The 25891-nt window shown below is 69.9% G+C and carries 15 protein-coding genes and 1 pseudogene; 9 read left to right on the top strand and 7 right to left on the bottom strand.

Annotated features, from left to right (window positions below):
- Window positions 1-65: 65 nt before the first annotated feature.
- Window positions 66-941 carry a hypothetical protein gene (locus ABZX30_RS26525; protein ID WP_355937715.1) on the bottom strand — a complete coding sequence of 292 codons (876 nt, stop codon included), beginning with the start codon at window positions 939-941 and terminating at the stop codon, window positions 66-68.
- A 136-nt stretch (window positions 942-1077) separates the two neighbouring features.
- On the opposite strand from ABZX30_RS26525, the gene ABZX30_RS26520 reads away from it, so the two are divergent.
- From ABZX30_RS26520 to ABZX30_RS26505, 4 genes are all read left to right on the top strand, one after another.
- Window positions 1078-2724, top strand: a complete 1647-nt coding sequence (locus tag ABZX30_RS26520; RefSeq protein WP_355937713.1) for a PD-(D/E)XK nuclease family protein — start codon at window positions 1078-1080, stop codon at window positions 2722-2724.
- A complete protein-coding gene (locus ABZX30_RS26515; RefSeq protein ID WP_355937711.1) occupies window positions 2721-3896 on the top strand; it encodes a hypothetical protein in 1176 nt (391 codons plus the stop codon). Before ABZX30_RS26520 ends, ABZX30_RS26515 begins: the two co-directional genes overlap by 4 nt.
- A complete protein-coding gene (locus ABZX30_RS26510) occupies window positions 3889-7326 on the top strand; it encodes a signal recognition particle (RefSeq protein WP_355937709.1) in 3438 nt (1145 codons plus the stop codon). Before ABZX30_RS26515 ends, ABZX30_RS26510 begins: the two co-directional genes overlap by 8 nt.
- Window positions 7327-7410: 84 nt before the next feature.
- Window positions 7411-10281: a DUF3962 domain-containing protein gene (locus ABZX30_RS26505; RefSeq protein WP_355937707.1), complete on the top strand. Its 2871-nt coding sequence runs from the start codon at window positions 7411-7413 to the stop codon at window positions 10279-10281.
- A 120-nt stretch (window positions 10282-10401) separates the two neighbouring features.
- Here ABZX30_RS26505 and ABZX30_RS26500 read toward each other — a convergent pair.
- The 6 genes and pseudogenes from ABZX30_RS26500 to ABZX30_RS26475 all read right to left on the bottom strand — a co-directional run.
- Window positions 10402-10948 (bottom strand): annotated as a pseudogene (locus ABZX30_RS26500) (AAA family ATPase); the annotation flags it as partial.
- 46 nt (window positions 10949-10994) lie between these two features.
- Entirely contained in the window at window positions 10995-11603 is a 609-nt protein-coding gene (locus ABZX30_RS26495) for a hypothetical protein (protein ID WP_355937706.1), read from the bottom strand.
- Between the two features lie 198 nt (window positions 11604-11801).
- Window positions 11802-11927, bottom strand: coding sequence for a hypothetical protein (locus tag ABZX30_RS26490; protein WP_355937704.1), 126 nt, complete (start codon window positions 11925-11927; stop codon window positions 11802-11804).
- Window positions 11928-12364: 437 nt separating this feature from the next.
- Complete coding sequence (locus tag ABZX30_RS26485) at window positions 12365-13777, bottom strand: GH1 family beta-glucosidase (RefSeq protein ID WP_355937702.1); 1413 nt, start codon at window positions 13775-13777, stop codon at window positions 12365-12367.
- A 364-nt stretch (window positions 13778-14141) separates the two neighbouring features.
- On the bottom strand, window positions 14142-15173 hold the full coding sequence (locus tag ABZX30_RS26480) for a LacI family DNA-binding transcriptional regulator (RefSeq protein WP_355937700.1): 1032 nt from the start codon (window positions 15171-15173) through the stop codon (window positions 14142-14144).
- Window positions 15170-17575 carry a glycoside hydrolase family 2 protein gene (locus ABZX30_RS26475; protein WP_355937699.1) on the bottom strand — a complete coding sequence of 802 codons (2406 nt, stop codon included), beginning with the start codon at window positions 17573-17575 and terminating at the stop codon, window positions 15170-15172. The genes ABZX30_RS26480 and ABZX30_RS26475 overlap by 4 nt, the downstream gene beginning before the upstream one ends.
- 285 nt (window positions 17576-17860) lie before the next feature.
- Between ABZX30_RS26475 and ABZX30_RS26470 the strand changes: the two genes are divergently transcribed.
- The 5 genes from ABZX30_RS26470 (at window position 17861) to ABZX30_RS26450 (ending at window position 25589) form a co-directional block, all read left to right on the top strand.
- A complete protein-coding gene (locus ABZX30_RS26470) occupies window positions 17861-19180 on the top strand; it encodes an ABC transporter substrate-binding protein (RefSeq protein WP_355937697.1) in 1320 nt (439 codons plus the stop codon).
- Window positions 19181-19267: 87 nt separating this feature from the next.
- Entirely contained in the window at window positions 19268-20227 is a 960-nt protein-coding gene (locus ABZX30_RS26465; protein WP_355937695.1) for a sugar ABC transporter permease, read from the top strand.
- Window positions 20224-21078 (top strand): carbohydrate ABC transporter permease, encoded by an 855-nt coding sequence (locus ABZX30_RS26460; protein WP_355937694.1) that lies wholly within the window; start codon window positions 20224-20226, stop codon window positions 21076-21078. The genes ABZX30_RS26465 and ABZX30_RS26460 overlap by 4 nt, the downstream gene beginning before the upstream one ends.
- Before the next feature lie 509 nt (window positions 21079-21587).
- Window positions 21588-23585 (top strand): glycosyl hydrolase, encoded by a 1998-nt coding sequence (locus tag ABZX30_RS26455; protein WP_355937692.1) that lies wholly within the window; start codon window positions 21588-21590, stop codon window positions 23583-23585.
- A gap of 441 nt (window positions 23586-24026) precedes the next feature.
- Window positions 24027-25589 (top strand): alpha-L-arabinofuranosidase B, encoded by a 1563-nt coding sequence (locus ABZX30_RS26450; protein ID WP_355937690.1) that lies wholly within the window; start codon window positions 24027-24029, stop codon window positions 25587-25589.
- The last annotated feature ends 302 nt before the right edge of the window (window positions 25590-25891 follow it).

Genomic DNA, 25891 nt, shown 5'->3' with positions numbered 1-25891 from the left:
GGTACGTCTTCGTGAGCTCACCGGCGTGCGATGCGTGCGACGTCATCGCCGTCGTGAAGGGGTCGTCAGGACAGGGTCCCACTCGCGTCGCGCAGGGCGTCACGCATCGGTGCCGCACCGAACAGCTGCTGTACGTCGGAGAGTTGGGTACGGGCGCGCTGCGCGGCCGCTTGCCGCTGCTGGTCGTCCTCCTGCCGGTGGACGGCCGCTTCGGCGTGGGCGGCTGCGATCACGCGGGCGGGGTCGGGTTCCGGGGCCGCGGCGTCGTAGGCGCCCGGGATCGTGAGGGCGAAACGGCGCAGCAGCCGCCAGGCCGCGTCGGGGGCCGGATGCCCCGCGGTGGTGAGTCGCTGGATCTGCTCGGCGGTTCCCACCGCATGGGTGAGGAAGTCGGCACGCGGGCTGAGCGGGCCGATGATCCGCCGCTCCACGGGCCAGGTGGACAGGGCCAGGAGTCCGCGTGCGGGGACCAGGCGGTCGTGGGTCAGTGCCGCGCAGATGTAGTACGGGCGGGCATAGCCCTGCGCCGTGAAGGAGCGCTCCTCGTCGCGGCGGAGGGACGCGAGTTTGGTGGCGACCAGCGACTCGGTGAAGAACGCCTCGTACGTGGACGAGATGAGCTTCGGGGAGGCAGGGGCACCCAGCAGGGTGAGTGCCTGGTGGACCTGTTCGCGGATCGGGATGGAGCCGTGCGTCGGGCGCTCCGTGCGGCGTGGTGCGCCTGTGGTTGCCGACGTCTGCGAGGCCGGGGGCTCGGCCGGGAGTGCCTCGCCGTCCGCTTCCGCCTCGGTCTCGAGGGCGTGCTCCCAGGCGGCCTCGGCTTCGCGCAGCGCGCGACGGATGCGCGCGGTTTCGGCCTTGTCCCGTGCGCGCACGGCACCGCGCAGCTCGGTGCGCAGGTGGGACAGGCGCTGCTCGAGTTCCTCCAGTGATGCCGCCATGCGGGGCAGCTTAGCGCAGCAACCAACCTGTGCCAAGAACTTCCAATGAGTTCCAAGATTACCTGCTACGGTCGAATGCGGCGGCGCACCCGGCCCGACCGAAGGGTGCCGTCTGTTCTGAGACAAGGGGGAGGCAATGAGCCACGACACGACGGCATGGCACAAGCCGCACTGGCTGACGGGGGACGACGGCCTCGTGCGCGTGGGGCCCGGTACGGGCGGGAGCGAGGAGCACACCTGCCCCTCGCACGCCGCTGCCAAGGCCCGGCCCGGTCTGCGGCCGGCCCGGCCTCTCCGGCTTCCGAAGCCGGAACTCGAGACGTTCACCCTCGGGCCGGTGATGGACGCCGTCGACCGGGTCGAGTTCCACGGTGAGACACCCGACCAGGCCCTGGCGGGGCTGCGCTCCCGCACCCCCGCCCTCCACCCCGGTCACCTGACGTATGCCGAGCACGCCCTCCTTACGTACACAGAAGCGTGCACCGGCAACGGTGAGCAGCGGCTGCAGCCGGTCCGCCCGTACTGGGTGGCCCAGCGGGAGAACGGCAAGTTCTGGGAGATGTACGCCTGGTGGCGCAGGTACGAGTCGGCCGACGGACGACTGCGCGAGTACCGGCGGCTGCGGCACGGCGAGGCCAAGGACTCCGAGCCCGGCGGGATCGCCATCGCCGTGTACGTGGCGGTTCACGGGCGCCAGGCGGCCTGGCCTCGGAAGTGGGCGCGCGCGTTCCAGCCGTATGGACCCGCCGCCCGGCCCGAGCGGGTGCGTGTCGTCGAAGTCGGGCTCGCCGACGGACGGCCGCGCGTGCAGTTCGACGGGACGGCCGAGGAAGCCGAGGCCTACTACGCCGAGCACGGGCACGCGCACGTGGCCCGTATCGTGGCGGGCGGCAGGCCGGTACCCGGCTCATCCTGCGTCGACTGCAAGCAGTTCACGGGCTGCGAGGCCGTGCCGCGCAGGCCGGGTGTCCTCGGCCTTCCCGCGAGGGTGGCACCGCTGAGAAAGGTGTCGGTCAGCGATCTGCGCTATCACGCGGCCTGCCCCGCACAGGGATTCCTCCGTTCTCTGCACCTGCCCAAGGCTGACGAGTACGGCAGCGCGGCCAGGCTCGGCCAGGCGGTGCACGGCTGGATCGAAAAGCTGCACCGTCGCCCGGGATGGCCGCCGTGCGCGGCCGGCGACATGCCCCCGGAGGGCGAGAACTGGACAGAAGGCCGCTGGCGGGTCTCCGACGAGGACGCCGCGGCCGGTCGGGACATGCTGCTCCACCACGTCGACGCCTGTCCCTTCCAGGACGCCGCCCTCATCCAGCGGGTCGAGCCCGAAGCCCTCCGGGTCGTCCACGACACCGCGGCGCAGGCCGTCGTCATCGCCAAACCCGACCTGCTCTACCAGGAGGACGGCTCGTGGGTGTGGCGGGAGCTCAAGACGACACGGAAACGGCGCCACCATCACGAGGACCCTCTCGACACCTACCCCCAACTCGCCCTGGCGGTCACGCTCCTGGCTCAGGGCGCGCTGGGCGGCGATCCGGACGGCTCGCGTGTCGAGGTGGAGATCCTCCGGCCGGACGGTTCCGATCCGCACGTGATCGACCCGACGGACCCCGGCCAGAAGCGGAAGGCGCTGTCGGTTCTGCGGCGGTACGCAGGACCGTGGCGGGAGGACGAGACATGGGACGCCCGCCCCGGCCCGCATTGCCGGTTCTGCCCGGTGTCCCGGTGGTGTCCGAGCGCCGCTGCCGCGCCCGACGGCGCCGTCGCGAGAGAGGGGGAGGCGTGACCACGACCGACATGAGGGATGCACGGTCCGAGGACGCCGTCGGCACGGACGAGGGCCTGCTCCGACAGATCGCCAGCGCCCTGGCGTGCCTGTCCCGGCAGAGGACGGTACCCAACCCGGTCTACCCGGCGAAGGTGCAGAACGCGTACAACCGCCTCGTCCTGCACTGCCTGCGCCGGGGCGACGAACCGCCGGGCAGTGTGCCGCAGATGGTCCGCTGGGCTTGTGAACGGCCGCTGATCGAGTGGCCGTTGGAGTTGCCGCCCGAGAACTTTCCGGGCACGGCCCTGCTCGTCGATCCGGAGACCCGGCTGCCGCACCAGCTGTGCCTGGAGTGGGAGGTGAGCGCGGCCGACCCTGCCGCCGAGCTCTTCGAGAACGAACGCATCCGGGAAGCACTCGCCGTGTGCCGTGCGGCCAAGGCCCCGCAGGCCTACACCGCGTTCCGGGCCCTGCTCACCTCCAGGCCCGTGCTGACCGGCGCCGAGCTGGCACTGCTCGGCGGCGATCCCGACTGCGGAATGCTGCTGCACGACGTGATCAAGCGCTGCTACGAGCCCGTACCCGCCTCCTACCTGCGGCGCGGCACATACCGGCAGTGCGCTCGCTGCCGCTGCCTGATGGTGCCGCTGCTGCACGGCGGCCACCGCTGCGAACTGGACCGGTGCCGCCGCGACGGCACTTCGGACGACGGCACGCCGCTCCGTGCCGACAAGGGCGGAGTCTTCCAGCTCAGCCGCCCCCTGCGGATGTTCATCACCAGCCCCGGGCTCGCGGAGACCGATCTGCAAACCGCCCTGAAGAAGAAGTTCGGAATCACCGCCGAGATGTGGCCCAACTACGACGCGTACGACCTGCGCGTCCCCCTGCCGGGGCGACGGCACTGGGCGGTGGACGTCAAGGACCGGGTGAACCCCGTTCTCCTGGCGCGCTCCCTCACGCCGTTCAGGAGCGAGCCGCCGTACGACCGGGCCTTCCTCGTCGTGCCCCGCTACCGCTTCCGTGACAACGAGGCGTACGGGCGGCAGTTCCGCCGCAACCTGCCGGAGGACCTGGCCGATCGGGTCACCCTGCTGGACGACCGGGCCTTCCTGCGGCTGGTCGCCGATGAGATCTCCACCCCGCGTGACAAGGCGGGGGACCCGCGTACCGAAGGAGGACGCCGTGCGTGACCGCAGAGGATGGCACCGGCGCTGCTCGCCGCAGCAGCTCACCGAGGTGTGGCCGGTGAACCTCGGCAGCTTCCGCCCCGGCGACCTTCTCGACGTCGAACTGGGCCTGTACCTCCTGGAGGACGTGACGCCCACCCGCACGGCCGCCGATGTCTGGCCGCTGCTGGGCGGTTACCCGTACAGCGAGGTGTTCGGAGACGTCCGCACCGACGAACAGCGGCTTCGTGTTCTGCGCGCCCGCCACTATCTGTGGGACATGCGGCGACGGCACGCCTGGTCGGAGGCGCTGATCGACTACCTGAAGGTCCCCCAGCACCTGCGCGGATACGACATCGACGGACCCGGCTCCGTACCACGCCGTCGCGAGCCGTCGCGCGCCGCACGCCGTTTCGAGATCTTCGAAGAACTGCTCAGCACCGCTCCGCGGTTCGCGACGCGGTCCATTCCGTTCGCCGAGGAGGGAGAGCACACCTTCCGGGTGCAGGACCGTACCCACTCCGTGGTGTTCGACGAGGAACTGCTGACGGACACCCTGCCGCGCGCCCACGCGCTTGACGCACCACCGGCCGGGCGTGGAGAGCCCGTCGACGTCACCTGGGAAGAGCTCGAGAAGGCCGCCGACGAGATGGACGCCGTCGAGGCGACGGCACCGGAGGGGGCGCGGGGCGGCTGGGCCGGGCGGCTCCGGCGGGTGAAACTGCTCGTGCGCGACGCGGAACTCGGCCGCTTCACAGAACAGGGACGGCTGAGGATCGACCGGCTGCTGCACCTCGTGGGGATGGTGGGAGCCGGCAAGTCCACCCTCCGGGACATCCTGACCTACCATCTCGTGACCCGGACACCCCGCCGGGTCACCATCGTCGTCGGCGACGTGGCCGAGACGCTCGCCGTGGTGGAGCAGTTCGACCGGCTCGGTGTGCGGGCGGCGCCGATCCTCGGGCACTCCACCAGGGAGCGCAACATCAACCGGCTGCACCGCCGCACCGCCACGGCCGGCGCCGCCACCATGCTCGGGCACGACCACGCGGGCTTCGCCTACCTCAGCAGCGCCTGCCCCGTCGACGTGCTGCGCGGCCTGGAAGCCCGCCGCCCGCTCGGCGTCCGTGAAGCACCGTGCATCACGCTGTACACCGTCCCCGAGCAGGAGGCCACGGACGGCGATCCCCTCCTCGACGAGGAGTACAGCACGCAGCGTGACGCACAAGGCCCGAAGCCGCAGCGGAGACTGTGCCCGTTGTGGAACCGCTGTCCGCGCCACCGCGGGGCTCGTGATCTGGTCGACGCACAGGTGTGGGTCGCCACCCCGGCCGGTCTCGTGCACAGCTCCGTCCCACTGCACCAGCACCAGGAACAGCTCCGGTACCTCGAACTCGCGTGCCGACTCAGCGACCTGATCATCGTCGACGAGGCCGACCGGGTGCAGATGCAGCTCGACACGGCCTTCGCGCCGGCCAGCACTCTGGTGGGCAAGGCCCCGAACTCCTGGTTCGACGAGGTCGCCGTCCACAAGTTCCAGCAGATGGCCCGGGACGGCCGGCTCCAGCTGTCCGCCCGTGACGTCGACGACTGGACCAACGCCGTCAACACGGTCAGCGCCGCCACCGACCGCCTCTTCGCCCTGCTCGTCAAGGACGACAAGCTCAGGCGATGGATCAGCGTCGACTACTTCAGTGCCTTCACCCTCCACAACCTGCTGCTGGACAGCTGGTTCCCGGGGCGGAAGGAGGGCGAACGCCCGCCTACGGCGGCCCGGACGCTGGACGGTGCGCTCGGCCGGTTCCGCGACGACCCGCTGCACGAGCAGCAGAGCACGGGAGACGACGATGAAGTGACACCCTTGGTGAACACCTTCGTCCACCTCGCCCTGGAACTCCTGCACGCGCCCCAGGGAGCACGGACGCGTGAGATGCTGCGCGACACCCTCACCGACATCGTCGGAGACGACAGCACGGTGCTCGCGGACGCCGACCTCCAGGCCCGGCGCTTCGAGTTCACCCTGCTCCTTTCCGCTCTGCACAGCCGTCTCGACTTCATGACCACGTTGTGGCCGCGCGTCGAGGCCGCCCTCAATCTCGAGAGCGCCTCGAACGTGCTCTCCCGCAGGCCCCCCAAGGACTACGAGGCGGTCATCCCCGAGTCGCCCATGGGTAACGTGCTCGGCTTCCAGTTCCGCCACGACGACCGTGAGCGCGATGGTGACCGCAGCGGTGAACTCCGCTTCTTCCACTGCAACGGCGTGGGCCGCGAACTGCTCATGCGGCTCGGTGACCTGTGCGCCGTGGACGGCCGCCCGGGCCCGCACGTCCTGCTCATGTCCGCAACGAGCTGGGCGGGCACGTCGAGCAGGTACCACGTGCATGCCGACGTCGGTGCTGTTCTGCGTCCTCACGATGAGGAAGTCGAAGCCGTCCTGGGCAGCGAGTTCCGCAAGGAGTTCTTGTACTGGCCCGGAAGCGACCGGCCCAAGCCGCTGCGCCTGTCCGGCTGCGACCCCGAAGAACGGCCGCAGGCCCTTCTACACATGCTGCACCAGCTCGCGGTGCCCGACCGGAGCCTGCCCGACGCCGAGAGCATGCTGGACGCCGAGCTGAAGGAGATCGACGATCCGGACCGCCGCCGCATCCTGTTGCTCGTCGGCAGCTACGACGAGGCACGTCGGGCCGCCGAGTACCTCAACCAGATCCCCGAGTGGAACGGCCGCGTCACCCGACTCGTGTCCGACGACGCGGACTCCGACACCGCCTGGACCCGGCTGCCGGAGGACGCCGCCGCACGGACGCTGCCCCGCGGTGACGTGAAGGCTTTCCCTTCGGTCGGCGGCGACATTCTCGTCGCGCCGCTGCTTGCCGTGGAGCGGGGACACAACATCGTCCTGCGCGATGGCAAGGCGGCCATCGGCACGGTCTACTTCCTGGCACGCCCACACCCTCGGCCCGACGACATCGCGCTCGCCATCCAGTCCATCAACGACTGGGCCGTACGCCAACTCCGGGATGCTGACGGATCCTTCCGGCAGAACGCGCTCGCCGCCGCCACCCCCGACCAGGCGGCTGTGGCGTTCCGCAGCCGCGCACGCCGTCAGTGGAACCGCTTCCTCACCCGGCGGCTGGCCTGGTCCAGCCTGCGGGACGAGGAGAAGACGGCGTTCACCTGGGATCAGCTCGTCGTCATGTGGCAGGTCATCGGTCGTCTGGTGCGCGGCGGCGTGCCGGCCCGGGTGGTCTTCGTCGACGCGGCTTTCTCTCCCAGAGAAGCCGGATTCCAGGACACGGACACCCCAGACACCAGCCTGCTGGCGAGCATGCGTGAGGTGCTCGCCCCCTTCTTCGAGGACGGGAACACGGCGGAGCGGCACCTTGCCCCGATCGACAAGTCCCTGGTCCGTGAGCTGTACGAACCGCTCTACCGCGCCCTGGTGGACATGGGCTGACGGCATCCGTCACCACACCGCACCCCCGACGTGTTCGCGTCGCGTCCGAAGACTTCACGCCTTGCTCCGAGGAGAACCGACACCATGGCCTACCAGTACAACCGTCCGGCGGCGTACCTGCCCGACCCGGCACGGAAACCCTTCGTCGTCCCGATGCACACGCTCTCCCTGCCCGCCCACTGGGAGGAACCACTCCTGCGCCTCTACCACGGCGGAATGACAGAGGGGCAGGCCGAGCGACGGCGCCGCGTACCCACAGCGGCTGTCAACCAGCTGATGCGCGCCACCGCGCCGGACATCGTCACGGTCGACTCCACGGCACGGTTCGGTTCGGAGAACCCCTGGCTGTACTGCCAGGACGCGTACCCGATGGCGGTGACGAACCTCTACATCGCCACCTGGCTCAGGAGCCTCCCGCGCGAGGCCGGCGATCCCGAGACCGCGGCCCTGCTGATGAACTGCTTTCGTGACCTCGACACCGCGGCTCTCAGCTGGCGGCCCGGCAGGGTCGACCTCCTCGAGCAGAAGGTGTCGCCCGGAGGAACCGCTCTGCCCGCGTCCCACGTGTACCGGTTGCTTCCCGACGTCCTCGCCGAAAGGATCGCGCGCCAGGGACCGTACGAACACCACGGGCAGCAGCTGTCGTTCCGACAGGTCGCCGGCCGCACGGGGGCCAGGGGGCAGGGAAGCGGGGGCGCCGAGCTGATGTCGAACGTGATCGAGTACGTACCCGGGCGGCGTGGTGGCGGCGACGGCAAGCCGGCCTACTACGCGGCGACCCTCCGCATCACCGTGCGCACCGTTCCCTTCTCACCCGTCCCGCGCGTCCACGTGGCCGCCGGCGTACGTCGGTTCGTCACCGGCAAGGTCTACATGCCGTACGGCAAGGGCGTGTCCGCGTACCTGCTCCCGGACGACTCCCTCGTCCACGATGGCCCGCAGCCGCAGCGTTTCGCCGTCGCCATGCTGGAGTGGAAGAACGGCACCACGGACTGGCGTCAGGGCGGAGCAGAAGGAATGCTCGCCGGGATCAGCGCACTCGACGCACTGCCGTCCCCGGACCGGCTGGTGAAGGAGGCCGACCACTGGATCCACGGCCGGGACGGCATCCGGATCGCGATCGGGCACCAGGCGGCCATGGGCAGGCACACGATCGGCACCGGACTGATGCCCAGTGAACGCCGACGGCTGATCGAGTGGGCGGAGCAGGCGATCGCTCCCGAGTTCGTCTCCGTTCCGAAGCTCGAGCGCAGCGCGTACGCGCGGCCGCCCAAGAAGCAGCTCAAGAAGCTGCCGTCCATTCCCAAGAACATGGAAGAGAAGGATCCCGAAGAGCGCGCGGTCATCCTGGACCAGCGTGAGCTGAACGCGGCCCACAACGCTCAGGTTCTGCGGGCACGCCTGGCCGAAGCTCTCGAAGGGGAAGACCTCACCGCGGTCGTGCTCCACCAGAACGACGCCATCCGCGATCAGATGATCGCAGCGGCGGAGACTGGGCTGGGGCTGGCCGGGTACCGGCGTGAGCAGGGTCCCGATACCTGGGTGTGGGAGGCGAAGGAGCTGACCGTCCGGCTGCACGCGCGGCCACTGGGCGCTCTCGGTGCACCGCTGGGAGGCGACGGCGTGCCGCGCCGGGGGCAGGAACACGACAAGGCCATCGAGGAGCGCCGTATCGGTGTCGCGCGGGCCATGGCCGCCCTGCGGGAAGCCGTCCCCGGGGTGCGGCTGGCCTTCGTGGAGCTCGACGGGCAGGATGCCTTCCGCCACGCCAAGCGACGGACCGACCCCAAGCACGCGATCCGCCTCGGCTGCGCGGACGCAGGCCTGGTGACCCAATTCATCCGTCCACCGGAACCGGAAGCGGAGACGGAGGAGGCTCTCGCCGATGCAGGTCTGCGTGCCGCCGCGGCCTGGTCGGACGGCCTGCGCCAGACTGGCATGCGGCTGGTGCCTCAGCACACGCTCGGTGACACGCTCATCCCCGCAAACCTGAACCAGGTGGCCTTCCACCTCGTGGAACGCCGCCTTGACGGGCCCACGGGCAAGCAGCAGTTCACGCCGATCGCGGTGCTCATCCGACCAGGCGCGAAATGCGTGCTGGGCAAGTCGGCCGACATGCACGCATGGGTGCCGTACCCCGAACTCCTCAAGTCATTGACGGGAAGGGTCGAAGGCAGGAAGAACAGCGCGGAGCAGTCGGCCCTCATGGCGGCCTTCGTCAAGAAGACCCTCGCGCAGCTGCGCAGTACCCCGACGCTCGTTCTGACCCACGCCCAGGACGTCCGGAAGCGCTGGCCATGGCTGAGGAACGACGGGCTGGAACGGGACAGGCTCGGCCTCGACGGGGGTCCCCTTCAGCGGATCGGTCTGTACGGCAAGCAGCTTCGTATCGTTCGGATCGCCGATGGCAGCCGGGACGAAACGGCACAGTGCTGGGCCGAGGCGGAGGAACTCTCTCCCAAGTTGGAGGGCCAGCAACGTGGGGGCATCGCGATGGGGCTGTGGCGGCCCGGAGTGCGGGGTGACTCGGACCGCGTCTTCTACAGCACGACCGGCAAGTCCGGCTCGCAGCCAAATCTCACCAACGACGACGCCAAACTCACTCCGCACACCAACGCCTCGGGCAACAACGCCTACCGGCCGACGGCGAACGCCTGGAATCCGGACCTCCTCGAACTGACCGTCGCGTGCCTTCAGCCCGGTGACGATGCGGAAGCATGGGCCGCATTCGTCCACCAGCAGCGTTTCAGCGAGGACTACCGTGCTGGTCGCGAGGGGTTGGCTCTGCCCTTGATCCTCCACCTCGCGCGACTCGCGGACGATTACGCTCTGCCTCACGAGATCGAGGAGGCTTTGGACCCGACGGAGCCCCAGGCTGCGGCCACGCCGGACGACGCTCTGTCGGGCCAGCTGGCCTTCGACTTCGACCTGGACGACGGGGATGACGACGAATGAAGCTTCCTGCTGGGGAGCCGAGGGAGTCTCACCCCTCGGCTCCCCAGCGGGTAAGGCCTCTACTACCTCAGGGGCGTAGGTGTGGCTGAGGAACGGGCTCGGCTGCCCGTGTCAGAAGACGTCGCGGTCGCACACCACGAACTCCTCCGGCCGCAGCCGGTTGACGAGCGCGGGGGAGTGGGTGGCCACGATGAACTGCGTCCGCTCGGCGGCTTCGCGCAGCCGCTGCACGACGAGTTCCAGGGCTTGCGGGTGCAGCCCGTGGTCGATCTCCTCGATACAGGTGAACGCCGGCGGGTTCGGGTCGTAGAGCAGGGCGAGCAGTCCCAGCAGGCGGGCCGTGCCGTACGACGCGTCGGCGAGCGGGGTCAGCCGGCGCAGGCCGCAGCCGTGTCGGCTGCCTGGCCGCCGCCACGTCGACGTCGAAGACCCGGAACGACGACAGCCGGTCCGCGACCCGCGTCACCTCGTCGCCGCCGTCGGCGGGACCGAGCCGGGGCAGCGTGGACAGATCGCTGCTGAGGCTGCGGATACCGAAGCTGCCGCTGTCCTTCGTCTGCCCCGCCCGTTCGTCGACGACGCGCGCTTCCTCGCCGGCGATCGTGATACGCCGGCCGCGCCCCCGCTTGCGTGTGAACGCGAAGCTCTCCTCACGCGACAGGGTGTACCGCGTTCCCCTGCCGTCCCGGTTCGAGCCGATAGGCAACGCCGCGTCAGATGGTCGGGGTGTCGTCGACAACCGGCCTGTGAACCTCGACGACCGGCTTCCACCCCGCGGAGAACTCGATGAAGTCCGCACGGGTGGGGTAGGTGTCGATCGCGCGACGGTCACGCTTGGGGCTGTCGCTCCCCTTGCGCCCCCGGGGAATCTGCTCCTCGAAGATGTCGACCTTCACGTCGGGAACCTCCTTGAGGCCCTGGCGCCAGATCTGCACGATGTCGGCGCCGAACGCCTGCCGGGCCGCAGCGTAAAGGGCCGTGAGGGCCCCCTTGTCCCCACCGGGGACGAAGAGTGCCAGGTCCAGCACGACGCCGGCGGACTGGAGGACCTCGATGGTCACCGAGCCGTTCTCGTCGGCCACGTAGATTCCGGCTTCGTTCTCGTCGTCGGGAAGGCAGGAGACCTCTTCCTGGAATACGGTTCTCGCCGTGATCGAGCCGCCCTCGAAATCCCCACCGGACTTGGTCAGGAAAGCAGGGGCATAGCAGTCGGGAAGTTTGAGTTCTGCCGTGTCGGCGGAAACGAAGATCCTGTCCTTCACGCCGAGCTTCGTCACCTCTTCCAGCGAGAGGCGGCGAGCGGCGATCTTCTCCGTGTTCACGATTTCCCTTTCAGGTCGCACTGTCCCTCCGAGCAGGAACGCTACCACGAAACCCCGAGGTCAACTGCCCAGTAATCCTTGGGTAAATGGCTTCCGGCGACCTGCGCGGAAGGATGTCGAAGCGAGTGCCACTCGGTCGGGAACGCGCACCCGCCGGGCAGTGTCCCTCGGCATGGTGTGGGGGACCAACTGGCGATTTCATTGCGGTGCGTTCGGTGGCGCGGAGGAGCCAAAAGAGAGTTTGCGGTAGATGTCGCCCATATCGCCTTCGGGGGGATGGCGGCGAGGTAAGGCGATCCATTCGTCGTGCATCTCGAACAGCACAGCGGAAGCCAACCGGATGGCCCGACAACGCAACAACGGAGCCCCCCCCACCGGCAAACATGTTCCTCATCGCGACGGTGGCCTCGGCCGGACTGGCCGGACTGGCGGGACCGGCAGGGCTGGCGGGACCGGCAGGGCTGGCGAGTACGGCGCTGCCGGCCGCGTCGGCCACCGAAGGAGGAGGTGGCGCGGGCACGGTATCCGGCGTTCTTCCGGGATGCGGCGAAGGGCCACCGTTGGATGACGCGGTTGTCGATGAGCGGGTTGCCGCCCGGCTGGCGCGCCAGGAGGCAGTTAGTGCCCGTGTTCTGCCAGACGCGGCACATAAATGCCCGGTAGAGGTCGGGCTGCGTACCTACTAGCAAGGGGAATGTCGCAGCACTGCCCAAAATGGACAGCCGTAGCCGATCGCTCCGGGGTGCCGGAACGGCATGCGGTCACCTCTCCGGGTGCGGGTCCCGGACCCGGTCGGGGGCCGCCTGCTGCGCTGCGATCAGCCGCTTGTACCAGTGGAAGCTGCTCTTCGGCGTGCGGCGCTGGGTCGCGTAGTCGACGTGGACGATGCCGAAGCGCTTGCTGTAGCCGTATGCCCACTCGAAGTTGTCCAGGAGCGACCACACGTAGTAGCCGCGGACGTCCACGCCCGCCTCGACGGCACGGGCGACGGCCTGTGTGTGACCGGCCAGATAGGCGATCCGGTCGGTGTCGTGGACCACGCCGTCGGCGGACACCGTGTCGGCCTCGGCCGATCCGTTCTCCGTGATGAACACCGGCGGCAGGTCCGCCCCGTACCGGCGGCGGAGCGAGAGCAGGAGGTGTTCCAGTGTGTCCGGGGCGACCGGCCAGCCCATCTCGGTGAGGCGCGCGCCGGGCAGCGCCTCACCGGCGAACGCGTTGTCCATGGCGGTACGGTGGGCCGGGTCCGGCTCACGGTACGGGGCGGCCCGCACCACGGCGGGCGCGTAGTAGTTGATCCCGAGGAAGTCCATCGGCGCCGAGATGACCGCCAGGTCGCCTTCCCTGCGGAAGGTCTGGTGCCGGATCAGCTCGGCCCAGGTCTCGTCCTCCGTCTCCGGGTAGCGGGCCCGCAGCAGCGGCTCGGTCCAGACCAGGTTGCGCTGTGTCTCCGCGCGCACCGCCGCCGCGGCGTCCTCGGCGGAGCCGGTGGCGGGGATGACATGGTCCAGGTTGAGGGTGATGCCCGCCTCGCGGACACCTTCGGCCCGCAGCGCCGCGAGGGCGAGTCCGTGGCCGAGGAGGTGGTGGTGCGCGGCGGCGAGCGCGGGGGTGCCCTCGGCCGCACCGGGCGCGTGGTGCCCGTCCCCGTAACCGAGGAAGGCACTGCACCACGGCTCGTTGAGGGTGATCCACCGGGGCACCCGGTCACCCAGTGCGGCACCCGCGTGGGCGGCGTACTCCGCGAACCGCTCGGCCGTCTCGCGTACCCGCCAGCCGCCGCGGTCCTCGAGGGCCTGGGGCAGGTCCCAGTGGTACAGGGTGACGGCGGGTTCGATGCCGTTCTCCAGCAGGGTGTCGACCAGCCGGCCGTAGAAGTCGAGCCCCTTCGGGTTCACCGGGCCCGCGCCCGTGGGCTGGATCCGCGGCCAGGCGATCGAGAACCGGTAGGAGTGGACGCCGAGTTCGCGCAGCAGGGCGATGTCCTCGGGGAACCGGTGGTAGTGGTCGCAGGCCACGTCACCGGTGTCGCCCCGGTACACCCGGCCCGGGGTCCGGGTGAAGGTGTCCCAGATCGAGGGGCCCCGGCCGTCCTCGTCGGCCGCGCCTTCGATCTGGTATGCGGCGGTGGCGGCTCCGAGGACGAATCCGGGCGGCAGAGAGGGGAGCGACATGTGACCGAACCTCGGCTTGACTGCTGAACCAGGGGTGGACAACGTTGTCACGCGCTCGGCATAGTGGTCAACGGCCGCGCACAGACCGCCCCGGAGCCGCCCCGCAGCCGCTCGGTCGGCACCGGTCGACCGGACCCGCCCGCCCCGCCACGCGACCCCGCGTGAGCACCTGGCCTGGCTGCACGCCCGGGGTCGGGTGGCCGGCGGCTCCTGACGGCGGGGGCCCCGGCGCCGGCCGCGGTCCGGGGCGCATGACCTTCGAGGACACCCGGCCCGGTCCGGGGCCGCCGCCCGCCCCTGACCGCGGCCGGCACCCCGCGGCCCGCACCCTGCGGCCGGTGCCCCGGCAGCACCGGCTCCGTCCTCACCTCAGCGGCGGCGCCGTCGATCCGCGTGGGGTGAGCGAGGGCGTCGCGACCTGGTGGGAGGCGGGTTCCCCGCCGTCGATGACCGCGAACAGGGTCCGCGCCGCGTCGGCGCCGAAGCCGTGCACGTCGTGGCTCATCGCGGACAGCGGCGGGTGGGTCAGCCGGCACAGCTGGGAGTCGTCCCAGGCGAGCAGGGAGAGTTCGCGCGGCACCGAGAGGCCCAGTTCCGCGGCGACGGCGGCACCGGCGACGGCCATGATGTCGTTGTCGTACAGGATGGCCGTCGGCCGCTCGGCCATGAGCAGCAGGGAACGGGTGGCGCGGGCCCCCTCCTCGCCCTCGTAACCGGTGGCGATCTGGAGGTCGTCGGCGACGCCCAGTTCCCGCGTGGCCTCGGAGAACGCCCTCGCACGGATGGCGCTGTGGCCGAGCCCGGTGGGACCGCCGACGCGGGCGATACGGCGGTGGCCGAGCGCCGCCAGATACCGCACGGCCTCGGTGGCGGCGGTGGCGTCGTCCGTCCACACCGAGGTGAAGCCGCCCGTCAGCGACGGGTGGCCGACCGCCACGGCGGGGAGCCCGATGGCGCGCAGCGCGGGGACGCGGGGGTCGTTCTCGCGGAAGTCGACCAGGATCGATCCGCCGGTCTGCTGGCCCTGCCACCACCGTTTCTGGAGCGCGATCTCCTCGTCCACGTCCCGCACCAGGTGCAGCAGGAGCGAGCAGGACCGCTCGGCCAGCACGCTCTCGACCCCGGAGATGAACTCCATGTAGAAGGGTTCCAGACCGAGCAGCCGGGCCGGCCGGCAGATCGCGAGGCCGATGGTGTCCACCTTGGTGCCGGTCGACAGGGAGCGGGCGCGGGCGTTGGGGGCCCAGCCCAGTTCCCGGGCCGCCTCGAAGATGCGGTCCCGGGTGGCCTCGGACACCCCGGGCCTGCCGTTGAAGGCGAGCGACACAGCTCCCTTCGACACGCCGGCCCGGGCCGCGACATGCTTGATGGTGACGCGCTGGGTGGGTGCGCTCACGCCGGTTCCACGCAGAAGAGCGACGCGCGGACCCGCCCGGCGTCGGGGTCGGGCCAGCCGACGACCCGGATCCTCGTCTCCTCGCCGGGGAGCAGCGTGACGAGACCGGTGTCGGCCACCGCGTCCGGGGCGAGACGGTCGGGCTGCAGGAAGAGGTCTCGTACCAGGGTGTGCGCTGTGACCACGACATCGACTGTAGCGGCATCGCCGGCGACCGGTTCCACCCGGACGTCGAACCCCGGACGCGGATAGGGGAATTCCCGGTCCGGCACGGGGAAGTGCACGGCGCGCAGTCCGTCCACGTCGGCGACCAGGAACTGCCCGTCCCCGGGGAGGCCGAGCGCGTCCACGGGCAGCGGGGTGCGTACCGCGTCACGCGCCGCCACCTCCACGGTGAACGGCACCTGCGCCGCCACCGTCCCGTCGGCGTTCGTCCGGCGCAGGGTCACCTCGGCCCGCCATGGCTCGGCCGACTGGTTGACCAGGCCGAGCACGACGCCCTCGGGGGAGGGCTGCAGGGTGAGCAGCCGGTCGGCGTACAGGCGCCGCAGTTCGTGGTAGAGCGGCTTGAGCCGGCCGTCCCCGTCGATGGCCGCCCAGGAGCTGACCGGCCAGCAGTCGTTCAGCTGCCAGACGACGGTGCCCGCGCACCGCGGCCAGTGGGAGCGCCAGTGCTCGATGCCCGCGGCGACGGCCCGGGCCTGGACGAGCTGGGTCAGGTAGTGCCAGCGGTCGAAGCCGTCCCCGGTCCCCTCGGGCAGCACGAAGTGGCGCTCCACACCGCGGTTCAGCTTGCCGTTGCCGTCCTCGGCCTTCTGGTGGTGCAGCATGCCGGGAGAGTCGGGGGCGAGGTCCTCGCCGGGCAGCGCGCGGCGCAGGGTGGCCAGGGCCGGCGGCGCCTGCCAGCCGAACTCGGCGACGAACCGGGGCACGCTGTCGCGGTACTCGGCGAAGTCGCGGCGGTTCCACACCTCCCAGGAGTGGTGGGTGCCGTGCGCCGGGTCGTTGGGGTGGTGGTCCCAGGACCCGGACCAGGGGCTGCCCGCCGTGTACGGCCGGGTCGGGTCCAGCTCGGCGACGACACGCGGCAGCAGACCGAGGTAGTACCCCTCGCCCCAGGAGTCACCGGCGAGTTCGGGCTCCCAGCCCCAGTCCCGGAAGCCCCAGAGGTTCTCGTTGTTGCCGTTCCACAGCACCAGCGACGGGTGCGGCATCAGGCGTACGACGTTCTCCCGCGCCTCGGCCTCCACCTCGCCGCGCAGCGGCTGCTCCTCGGGGTAGGCGGAGCAGGCGAACAGGAAGTCCTGCCAGACCATCAGCCCGAGTTCGTCGCACACGTCGTAGAAGGCGTCGTCCTCGTAGATCCCGCCGCCCCAGATGCGGACGAGGTCGATGTTCGCCTCGGCGGCCTGGGTGAGGCGGCGGAGGTAGCGCTCCGGGGTGACGCGGGAGGGCAGGACGTCGTCGGGGATCCAGTTCACGCCGCGTGCGAAGAGGCGTACGCCGTTGACGACCAGGGTGAAGCCGGTGCCGTGCTCGTCGGCGCTGCGGTCGAGCTCGATCGTGCGGAAGCCGATCCGGCGCTGCCAGGTGTCCAGCGTGGTGTCGCCGTCGGCGAGGGTGAGGGTCAGGTCGTACAGCGGCTGTTCGCCGTAGCCGCGCGGCCACCACAGCCTCGGGTCGGGCACGTCGAGTGCGAGCACCGCGTGGCCGTCCTTGAAGACGACCTCGCTGTCCACCCCGGCCACCGACGCCCGCGCGGTCAGCGGGCGGCCGGTGCCGGCGGCGGTGCGTTCCACGGTGAGGTGGATCTCGACGCGGCCCCGGGTCCCGTCGACCGTGGCCAGGGGCCGGACCTGGGAGATCCGGGCGGTCGACCAGTGCTCCAGGCGGACGGGCCGCCACATCCCGGCGGTGACGACGGTCGGGCCCCAGTCCCAGCCGAAGCTGCACGCCATCTTGCGGATGTACTGGGACGGTTCGGGATAGACGTTGGGCCGGTCGCCGACCGTCTTCCGTACCGCCTCCGCCTCCTCGCGGGCCGGGGCGAAACGCACCTGGAGCTCTCCGGTACGGCCGGTGACGTCGAACCGGTGGGTGCGGTGCATGTTGCGGGTCCGGCCGAGCGTCTCCCCGTCCAGGGTGATCTCGGCCGCGGTGTCCAGACCGTCGAAGACGAGGTCGGTGCGCTCGTGCGCGGTGTCGGCCGTGAGCCGGGCGACGTAGGTCCAGGCGCGGTCGCCGACCCAGGCCACCTCGTGTTCGTTGGTGCCGATGAAAGGGTCCGGGATGAGTCCCGCGGCCAGCAGATCGGTGTGCACGCAGCCCGGTACCCGGGCGGGCAGCACCGTGTCCTCATGGCTCAGCCCCCACCCGTCGCTGAGCAGGGTGACGTCCTTCATGTGCGGCTCCCCTCACCTGATGCAAGGTCGTTTCTGGTCGTGGCGCACGCCAACCTAGCTGTCCTGGGAAGCGATGTCCATAAACCGGTATAGTCCTCTGCGGTATATGCCTCTTTGACCGGTTCTGTACGTGTCTAACTGGTCGAATTCCGCCCCATCCGAAACCCTCGCGTAACGATTAGGTATCACGCCGAGGGGATGAGCTTTACCGGTTCAATTGGTCGGTGCCATAGTGCCGACAGCCCAAAGGCGGGCCTGAGCCGCAAGACAGAGGAGCTGGGGTATATGGGGAGGAAGACGCTGGCCGTCGCCGCACTGATCGCCGTCACGGCGCTCACCGCGACCGGGTGCACCGGAGCGGCGGCGACGAAGGGCGAGTCCGCCGACGCGGCGACCGACCCGGCGAAGGTGTCCGGCACCATCACGGTCCTGACGCACCGCACGGACCTGGTGCAGAACGGCACGTTGAAGAAGTACGCGGCCGCTTTCAACAAGATCTATCCCAAGGTGACGGTGAAGTTCGACGGCATCACCGACTACGAGGGTGAAGTCAAGATCCGCATGAACACCGACAACTACGGTGACGTGCTGATGATCCCGAACGCGATCGCCAAGAAGGACTACCCCTCCTTCTTCGCCTCCCTCGGCAACGCCGGTGAACTGGGCAAGAAGTACCGTTTCACCGGCAAGGCGACCGTCGGCGGCAAGGTCTACGGCCTCGCCACCGTCGGCAACGCCGACGGCTTCGTCTACAACAAGGCCGTCTGGAAGAAGGCCGGCATCACCGACTGGCCCACCAGCCCGCAGGAGTTCGTCGCCGACCTCAAGGCCATCAAGGCCAAGACCGGCGCGGTGCCGTACTACACCAACTTCAAGGACCAGTGGCCGCTGACCGCCGGCGCCGCGAGCGTCGGCTCGGTCACCTGCGACGCCGAGGCCAACGACAAGCTGGCCACCTCCACCGCCCCGTGGGCCGCGGGCAGTGACCTCAACGCCATCGACACGCTGCTCTACGACGTGGTCCACGACAAGCTCATCGAGAAGGACCCCACGACCACCAACTGGGAGAACTCCAAGGGCATGATCGCCCGCGGCCAGATCGCCACCATGCAGCTCGGCTCCTGGGCCATCAGCCAGATGCAGGCCGCGGCGAAGACGGCCGGGAAGAACCCCGACGACATCGGCTTCATGCCGTTCCCCGCGCAGACGAACGGCAAGTTCTGCAGCATGCTCTCGCCCGACTACCAGGAAGCGGTGAGCATCCACTCCAAGAACAAGGCCGCCGCGCGGGCGTGGGTCGACTGGTTCGCCGACAAGTCAGGCTTCGCGCAGAACGAGGGCTCGATACCGACGCTCAAGTCCGGCGCCCTGCCTGACACCCTGAAGCCCTTCGAGGACAACGGTGTCACCCTGCTGGAGCGGTCCGAGGCCAAGAGCACCCAGGTCAACGCCATCGACAACGCGGCCGAGATCGGCCTGGCCAAGCCCGACTACCGGCAGAAGCTGGTCGACATGGCGCGCGGTGTCCAGAGCGGAAGCCTGAAGGACTACTTCGCCGAGCTCGACAAGAAGTGGAGCGAGGCGGAGAAGACCGCGGGTTCCTGACGGAGAGCGGGGCACGGGCCCGGTGACGGACCTCTCCGCACCGGGCCCGGCCCGCCGACCGCCTCCGCGGACGACCGAAAGGCCGACATGACCCACACCACCCACAGGTCCACCGCACGCGTGGACAAGGAGAGCACCGGCGCCGGCCGGACGACGGGCGGTTCCCTTTCCCGTCCCGGCCGCGGAGCGCTGCGCAGGGCCACCCCGTGGCTGTTCCTGCTGGTCCCGCTCGTGCTGCTGATCACGTTCACCTACGTGCCCGTGGCGAACATGATCTACTACAGCTTCACCGACTGGGACGGCGTCAGCCCGGAGATCCACCTCACCGGGACCGACAACTACGTCGAGCTGTTCACCCGGCCCGAGCTGTTCCGGGTGTTCTTCGTCAGCTTCTACTATCTGGCCGCGTCCGCCGTGCAGATCGTCATCGCCCTGTACTTCGCGACCGTCCTCAGCTTCAACCTGCGGCTGCGCAACCTCTTCAAGGGAATCCTGTTCTTCCCGTACCTCATCAACGGCGTCGCCATCGGGTTCGTCTTCCTGTACTTCTTCCAGGACGGCGGCACCCTCGACTCGGTGCTGTCCTGGTTCGGCGCGGGCACCGACCACGCCTGGCTCGGTACACCGACGTCCGCGAACGTCTCCCTGGCCGGCGTGTCCGTCTGGCGCTTCACCGGTCTGAACTTCGTGCTCTTCCTGGGGGCGATCCAGTCCATCCCCGGCGAGCTGTACGAGGCCGCCGAGCTCGACGGCGCCTCGCGCTGGCACCAGTTCCGCTACCTGATCCTGCCGAGCATACGGCCCGTGGTCAGCCTGAGCGTGATCCTCGCCGTGTCCGGTTCCCTGTCGGTCTTCGAGATCCCCTACATCATGACCGGCGGCGCCACCGGCACCACGACCTTCGTCATCCAGACGGTGAAGCTGGCGTTCCAGTTCAACAAGACGGGGCTGGCCTCCGCCGCCGCCGTCGTCCTGCTGCTGATCATCCTGCTGATCACCTGGATCCAGCGCCGCCTCGTGCCCGACGAAAAGGTGGATCTCGTATGAGCGCCAACGCGGTGGACGGCCGCCGCCCCCGGGGCATCGGCTCGGCCCTCATCTATCTCTCCCTGGTCCTGGCCTCGCTGGTGGTCCTGATCCCGCTCGCCGTCGTGTTCCTCACCTCGCTGAAGACGGCGAAGGAGGCGACGAACGGCGGCGGCGCGTTCCAGCTCCCCGGCAACTGGCTGAACTTCTCCAACTACGTCACCGCGTTCCGGGACGGCCAGCTGCTGACGGCGTTCGGGAACACCGCGTTCATCCTGCTGTTCTCCATCACCGGCACGGTGATCATCGGCTCGATGACCGCGTACGCCATCGACCGCTTCGACTTCCGCGGCAAGAAGCTGGTCATGGCCCTGTTCCTGGTCGCCACCCTGGTGCCGGGTGTGACCACGCAGGTCGCCACCTTCCAGGTGGTCAACAGCTTCGGCCTCTTCGACACCCGGTGGGCGCCGATCCTGCTGTACATGGGCACCGACATCGTGTCCATCTACATCTTCCTGCAGTTCATCCGCGGCATACCGGTCTCCCTCGACGAGGCCGCCCGGCTCGACGGCGCGAACGCGCTCACCATCTACTGGCGGATCATCTTCCCGCTGCTCAAGCCGGCCATCGCCACGGTCGTCATCATCAAGGGCATCACGGTCTACAACGACTTCTACATCCCGTTCCTCTACATGCCCTCCGAGGACCTGGGCACCATGTCGACCGCTCTGTTCCGCTTCAAGGGCCCCTTCGGTGCCCACTGGGAGGACATCTCGGCCGGCGCGATCCTGGTCATCGTGCCCACGCTCGTCGTCTTCCTCTTCCTCCAGCGCTACATCTACAACGGGTTCGCGCGGGGCGCCACGAAGTGAACCGGGGCGGTACGCCCCGCGCTCGGCCCACGCTCGGCCCGCTTCGAGCTGCGGGCGGGGCCGGCCGAGGGCGTCGGCCGGTCCCACCCGCGACACCGGCGCTCGCACCGGGCGACGCCGGGCGTGGCCACTGCGACAGCGGCCGTCGACCCGCGACACCGGCTGTCGTGCCTGCTCCGGTCCGGCCCGCTGGCCGCACCGCCCGCTGGCCGCCCCGCCCGCTCGACCGTACGCCCCGGTGCACCGCTCCGGACCACGCCCTGGCGGACGGACGGCACCCCGTCCCCGCCCCGCCCCGCCCGGCACCGGCCACCGCTCGCGGCGGGGGCGCCGGCCCGTGCCCGACGGCACCCCGCACCGCCGTGGGGGCTGCCCGCCCCGGCGGGCGAGTCACCTCTCCGCAGGTCCCGCAGTTCCGCACGTTCCCGCGCCTCTCCGCACGTCCCACACGTTCCCGCGCCTCTCCGCACGTCCTCGTACGAGAAATCGCCACGTCGAAGGAGACGTACATGCCGAACTCCCCCCTGGACCGACGCGCGTTCATCATCGGCACCACGGTCGCCCTGGCCGCGGTCGGCGGGACACCGCCGGCCTCCGCGGCGCCCGCCGGCGCGCCGACGCCGGTCCGGATCGTCGACGACAGGGCGACCCCCGCCACCCGCGCGCTGTTCGCCTACCTGAAGCGGCAGCAGGGCAAGGGCATCCTCTTCGGACACCAGCACGACCTCTCCTACGGCTTCACCTTCACCACTGCCGACGGCAAGGCGTCCGACACCAAGGCCGCGGTGGGCGACTACCCCGCGGTCTTCGGCTGGGACACCCTGATCCTCGACGGTGACGAACGCCCCGGCGTGCCCGGTGGAACCGACGCCGAGAACATCGCCGCGCTCAGCCGGTCCCTCAGACAGGGCGACGCCCGCGGCGGGATCAACACCCTCAGCGCCCACATGCCGAACTTCGTGACCGGAGAGAACTTCTACGACACCTCGGGGCGTGTGGTCGGCCACATCCTCCCCGGCGGCTCGAAGCACGCGGAGTTCAACGCCTTCCTCGACCGCATCGCGAGCGCGGTCAAGGGCGCGCGGCGGGCGGACGGCACCCCGATCCCGGTGATCTTCCGCCCCTTCCACGAGAACAACGGGGGCTGGTTCTGGTGGGGCGCCGGGCACGCCACCTCCGCCGAGTACATCGAGGTGTACCGCTACACCGTCGAGTACCTGCGCGACACCAAGGGCGTGCACAACCTGCTCTACGCCTACTCGCCCAACTCGGCCTTCGACGGGGACCCGACCGGCTACCTCAAGACCTACCCGGGCGACGCGTTCGTCGACGTCCTCGGCTACGACGCCTACGACGGCTCCGCCGGATCGGACGCCTGGCTGGACGCGCTGGTGAAGGACCTGGCGATGGTGGTCCGGCTGGCGAACGAGCGGGGCAAGGTGCCGGCGTACTCCGAGTTCGGGGAGAGCGGCACCGAGGGCCGCGACCCGAACTGGTTCACCGGGCTGCTGGCGGCGATCAAGGCGGACCCGCTGGCCCGGCAGGCGACGTACATGCTCACCTGGGCCAACTTCGGCGGCAGCAACCGCGCCTATGTGCCGTACCCGGGCCACGTCCTGCTGCCGGACTTCGTCACGTACCACCAGGACCCGTACACCGTCTTCGCCGCCGATCTCAAGGGGGTGTTCTCCGCCCGCACCAGGGCCGTCGGGAACGCTCCGTTCATGCACCTCGTGACCCCCACGGACCGGCAGCGCGTGACGGACTCCGAGACCACCGTCCGGGTGCGTGTCACGCCCGCGCGGGCGGGCCGGGTCACCTACTCCGTGAACGGCTCACCCGCCCGGCGACTGCACCTCGACGCCGACGGCTTCTACTCGGGCGTCTGGCCGATCGACCCGGCCTGGCTGGACAACCGCATGGTCGACCTCACGGTCAGCGCGCGGGTGGGCGGCGAGACGCTCACCGACTCGGCGCAGGTCCTGCTCGGTGAGGTCGCGCCCCTGCCCGCGGGATGGGTCGACGACTTCGAGGGGTACGCCGGGGACGACGTCTCCCTGAACGAGGCGTACAGCCATGTCAACTCCAACACCACCACCCTGTCGGCCGACCACAAGTCCTCGGGCACCTACGGGCTGGCCTACGCGTACGACTTCACCGGCGCCGGGTACACCGGCATCGGCAAGTCGGTCGACGCGGACTGGTCCGCCTTCACGTCCATGGCGCTGTGGCTGCGGGGCGACGGTTCCGGGAACGGGGCGACGCTCCAGATCGTCGCCGACGGCGTCTACTTCGAGTACAACGTCCCGCTGGCCGACACCGGCGGGCAGGAGATCAAGGCGCCCTTCAGCGCGTTCGCGCCCGCACCCTGGGACACCGCCCACGCCGGAGCCGTACTCGACGCGGCCCACCTCGCCAAGGTGACGACGTTCAACCTGTACCTCGGCCACGGAAACGACGCGGCGACCAAGGGCGTGGTGTACGTGGACGACATCCGGGCCGAATGACGTGAACCGCGTCGCCGCAGGCGGCAGTTCCGGGCGGGGAGGCCGGCGGTCCCGCGGGTCTCCCCGCGGTCCTCGCCGAGGAGCCGACCGACTGCGGCGCGCGCGGCCGGTCCTGCGCAGCACCGTCGCCGAACTCGCCGCCCGGCTCGGCCGGAGCCCCGCACCTCACCGCGACCGGCGCCTTGCTGAGGAGGATCCGGTGTGCGCGAGATGTTGACACCCTTCAGGGGCTTCCTATCATCGATGCTTGTCCGTCACTGCGACCATTGTTCGAATTTTCGTCACTCTGATCGTCGCCGCGACGGTTCCGGACGCGCACAGTGGCAGTTCCATGACCCGCTCCGAAGATGCAGGCAGGAATGACATGTTCTTGACATTTCGATGCGTCCGGTCCTCGACGGTGGGACGCCGTCGAGTCCCCTCGTTCCCAGGAGATGATCCATGCCTGTGACTTCCGCCCGCTCACGACGGTGGAGCAGATGGCTTGCCCCGCTGGCGCTGACAGCGGCCCTGTTCGGCGCGCAGACCTCCGCCGGCAGCAGCGCCGAGGCCGCCGGCTCGCTCCCCTGCGACCTGTACGCCTTGGGCGGTACGCCCTGCGTGGCCGCGCACAGTACGACCCGTGCCCTGTACTCCTCCTACAACGGCAGCCTCTACCAGGTGAAACGCGCCTCCGACGGCGCCACCCGCGACATCGGCGTGCTCAGCGCGGGCGGTTACGCCGACGCCGCCGCGCAGGACTCGTTCTGCGCCGCAACGAGCTGCCTGATCACCGTCGTCTACGACCAGTCCGGCCGCGGCAACCACCTCACCCAGGCACCGCCCGGAGGCTTCTCGGGCCCCGCCTCGGGCGGTTACGACAACCTCGCCGAAGCGTCAGCCGCACCGGTCACCGTGGGCGGTCACAAGGCATACGGCGTCTTCATCGCCCCCGGCACCGGATACCGCGACAACAGCACCAGCGGCATCGCCACCGGGGACCAGCCGGAAGGCATGTACGCGATCCTCGACGGCAGCCACTACAACGGCGGCTGCTGTTTCGACTACGGCAATGCCGAGACCAACAGCCGGGACAACGGCAACGGCACGATGGAGGCCGTCTACTTCGGCAACATCAAGGCCTGGGGCTACGGCACCGGCAACGGCCCCTGGGTGATGGCGGACCTGGAGAACGGCCTCTTCTCCGGAGTCAACGCCGGCTACAACGCGAACGACCCCAGCGTCAGCCACCGGTTTCTCACCGCCATCGTCAAGGGCGAGCCGAACCACTGGGCCATCCGCGGCGGCAACGCGCAGTCCGGGGGCCTGTCCACCTACTACAACGGCACGCGCCCCAATGTCTCGGGCTACAACCCGATGAAGAAGGAAGGGGCCATCATCCTCGGCATCGGCGGCGACAACAGCAACAGCTCCGCCGGCACCTTCTACGAGGGAGTCATGACCTCCGGCTACCCGTCGGACGCGACCGAGAACGCCGTACAGTCCAACATCAACTCGGTCGGCTACGCGGCGTCCTCCACGGCAGGCGGACTCACACCGGGCTCGAAGGTGTCGCTGCGGGCGACCACCTCCTGCTGCACCACCGAGTACCTCAAGCACAACAGCGCCGACGCCTACGCAGCCATCGCGACGGTGTCCTCGTCCAGTGCCTCCGCCGACAAGAGCGCGGCCACCTGGACCGTACGGGCGGGCCTGGGCGACTCCTCCTGCTTCTCCTTCGAGTCCGTCGACAAACCGGGCCAGTACCTGCGCCACTACGACTTCCGGCTGCGCATCGACAGCGACGACGGCAGCGCGCTGTTCACACAGGACGCCACGTTCTGCCCCCAGGCGAGCCACAACGGCCAGGGCATCTCGCTCCGTTCCGCCAACTACCCCAGCGACTTCATCCGCCACTACAACAACGACGCCTACGTCGCGAGCCACGGCGGCTCCCACACCTGGGACGCCGCCACCCTCTGGGCCGACGACACGAGCTGGGTGGTGGCCGGCCCCTGGGCCTGACCAGGACGTGCCCGATGCGCTGCGGGAGGTTCCGGCCGACGACGAAGGGCTGAGTCCGTACCCCATGCCGTCGCAGCGTGGGCTGCAGCCGGCGTCGGGGTACCACAGCCCGCCACACGTCCCGGACCGCCCTGGCGAACCCAGCCTCCTGCGGAGCTGCGTCCGCGGGTCGAGCCGTCCCCGAGTGGCGACGAGCGTATCGGCAGCGCACGATTCGTCCCTCGGACACCACCACTGATGATGCGCAGACGAGGGCCTCGACCGTACGGTCGAGAGCACCGGCACCTACGTCACGCCGCGCC

Source organism: Streptomyces sp. NPDC004542, assembly GCF_040610035.1.
Taxonomy (GTDB): domain Bacteria; phylum Actinomycetota; class Actinomycetes; order Streptomycetales; family Streptomycetaceae; genus Streptomyces.
This window is presented reverse-complemented; position numbering and strand designations above follow the sequence as displayed.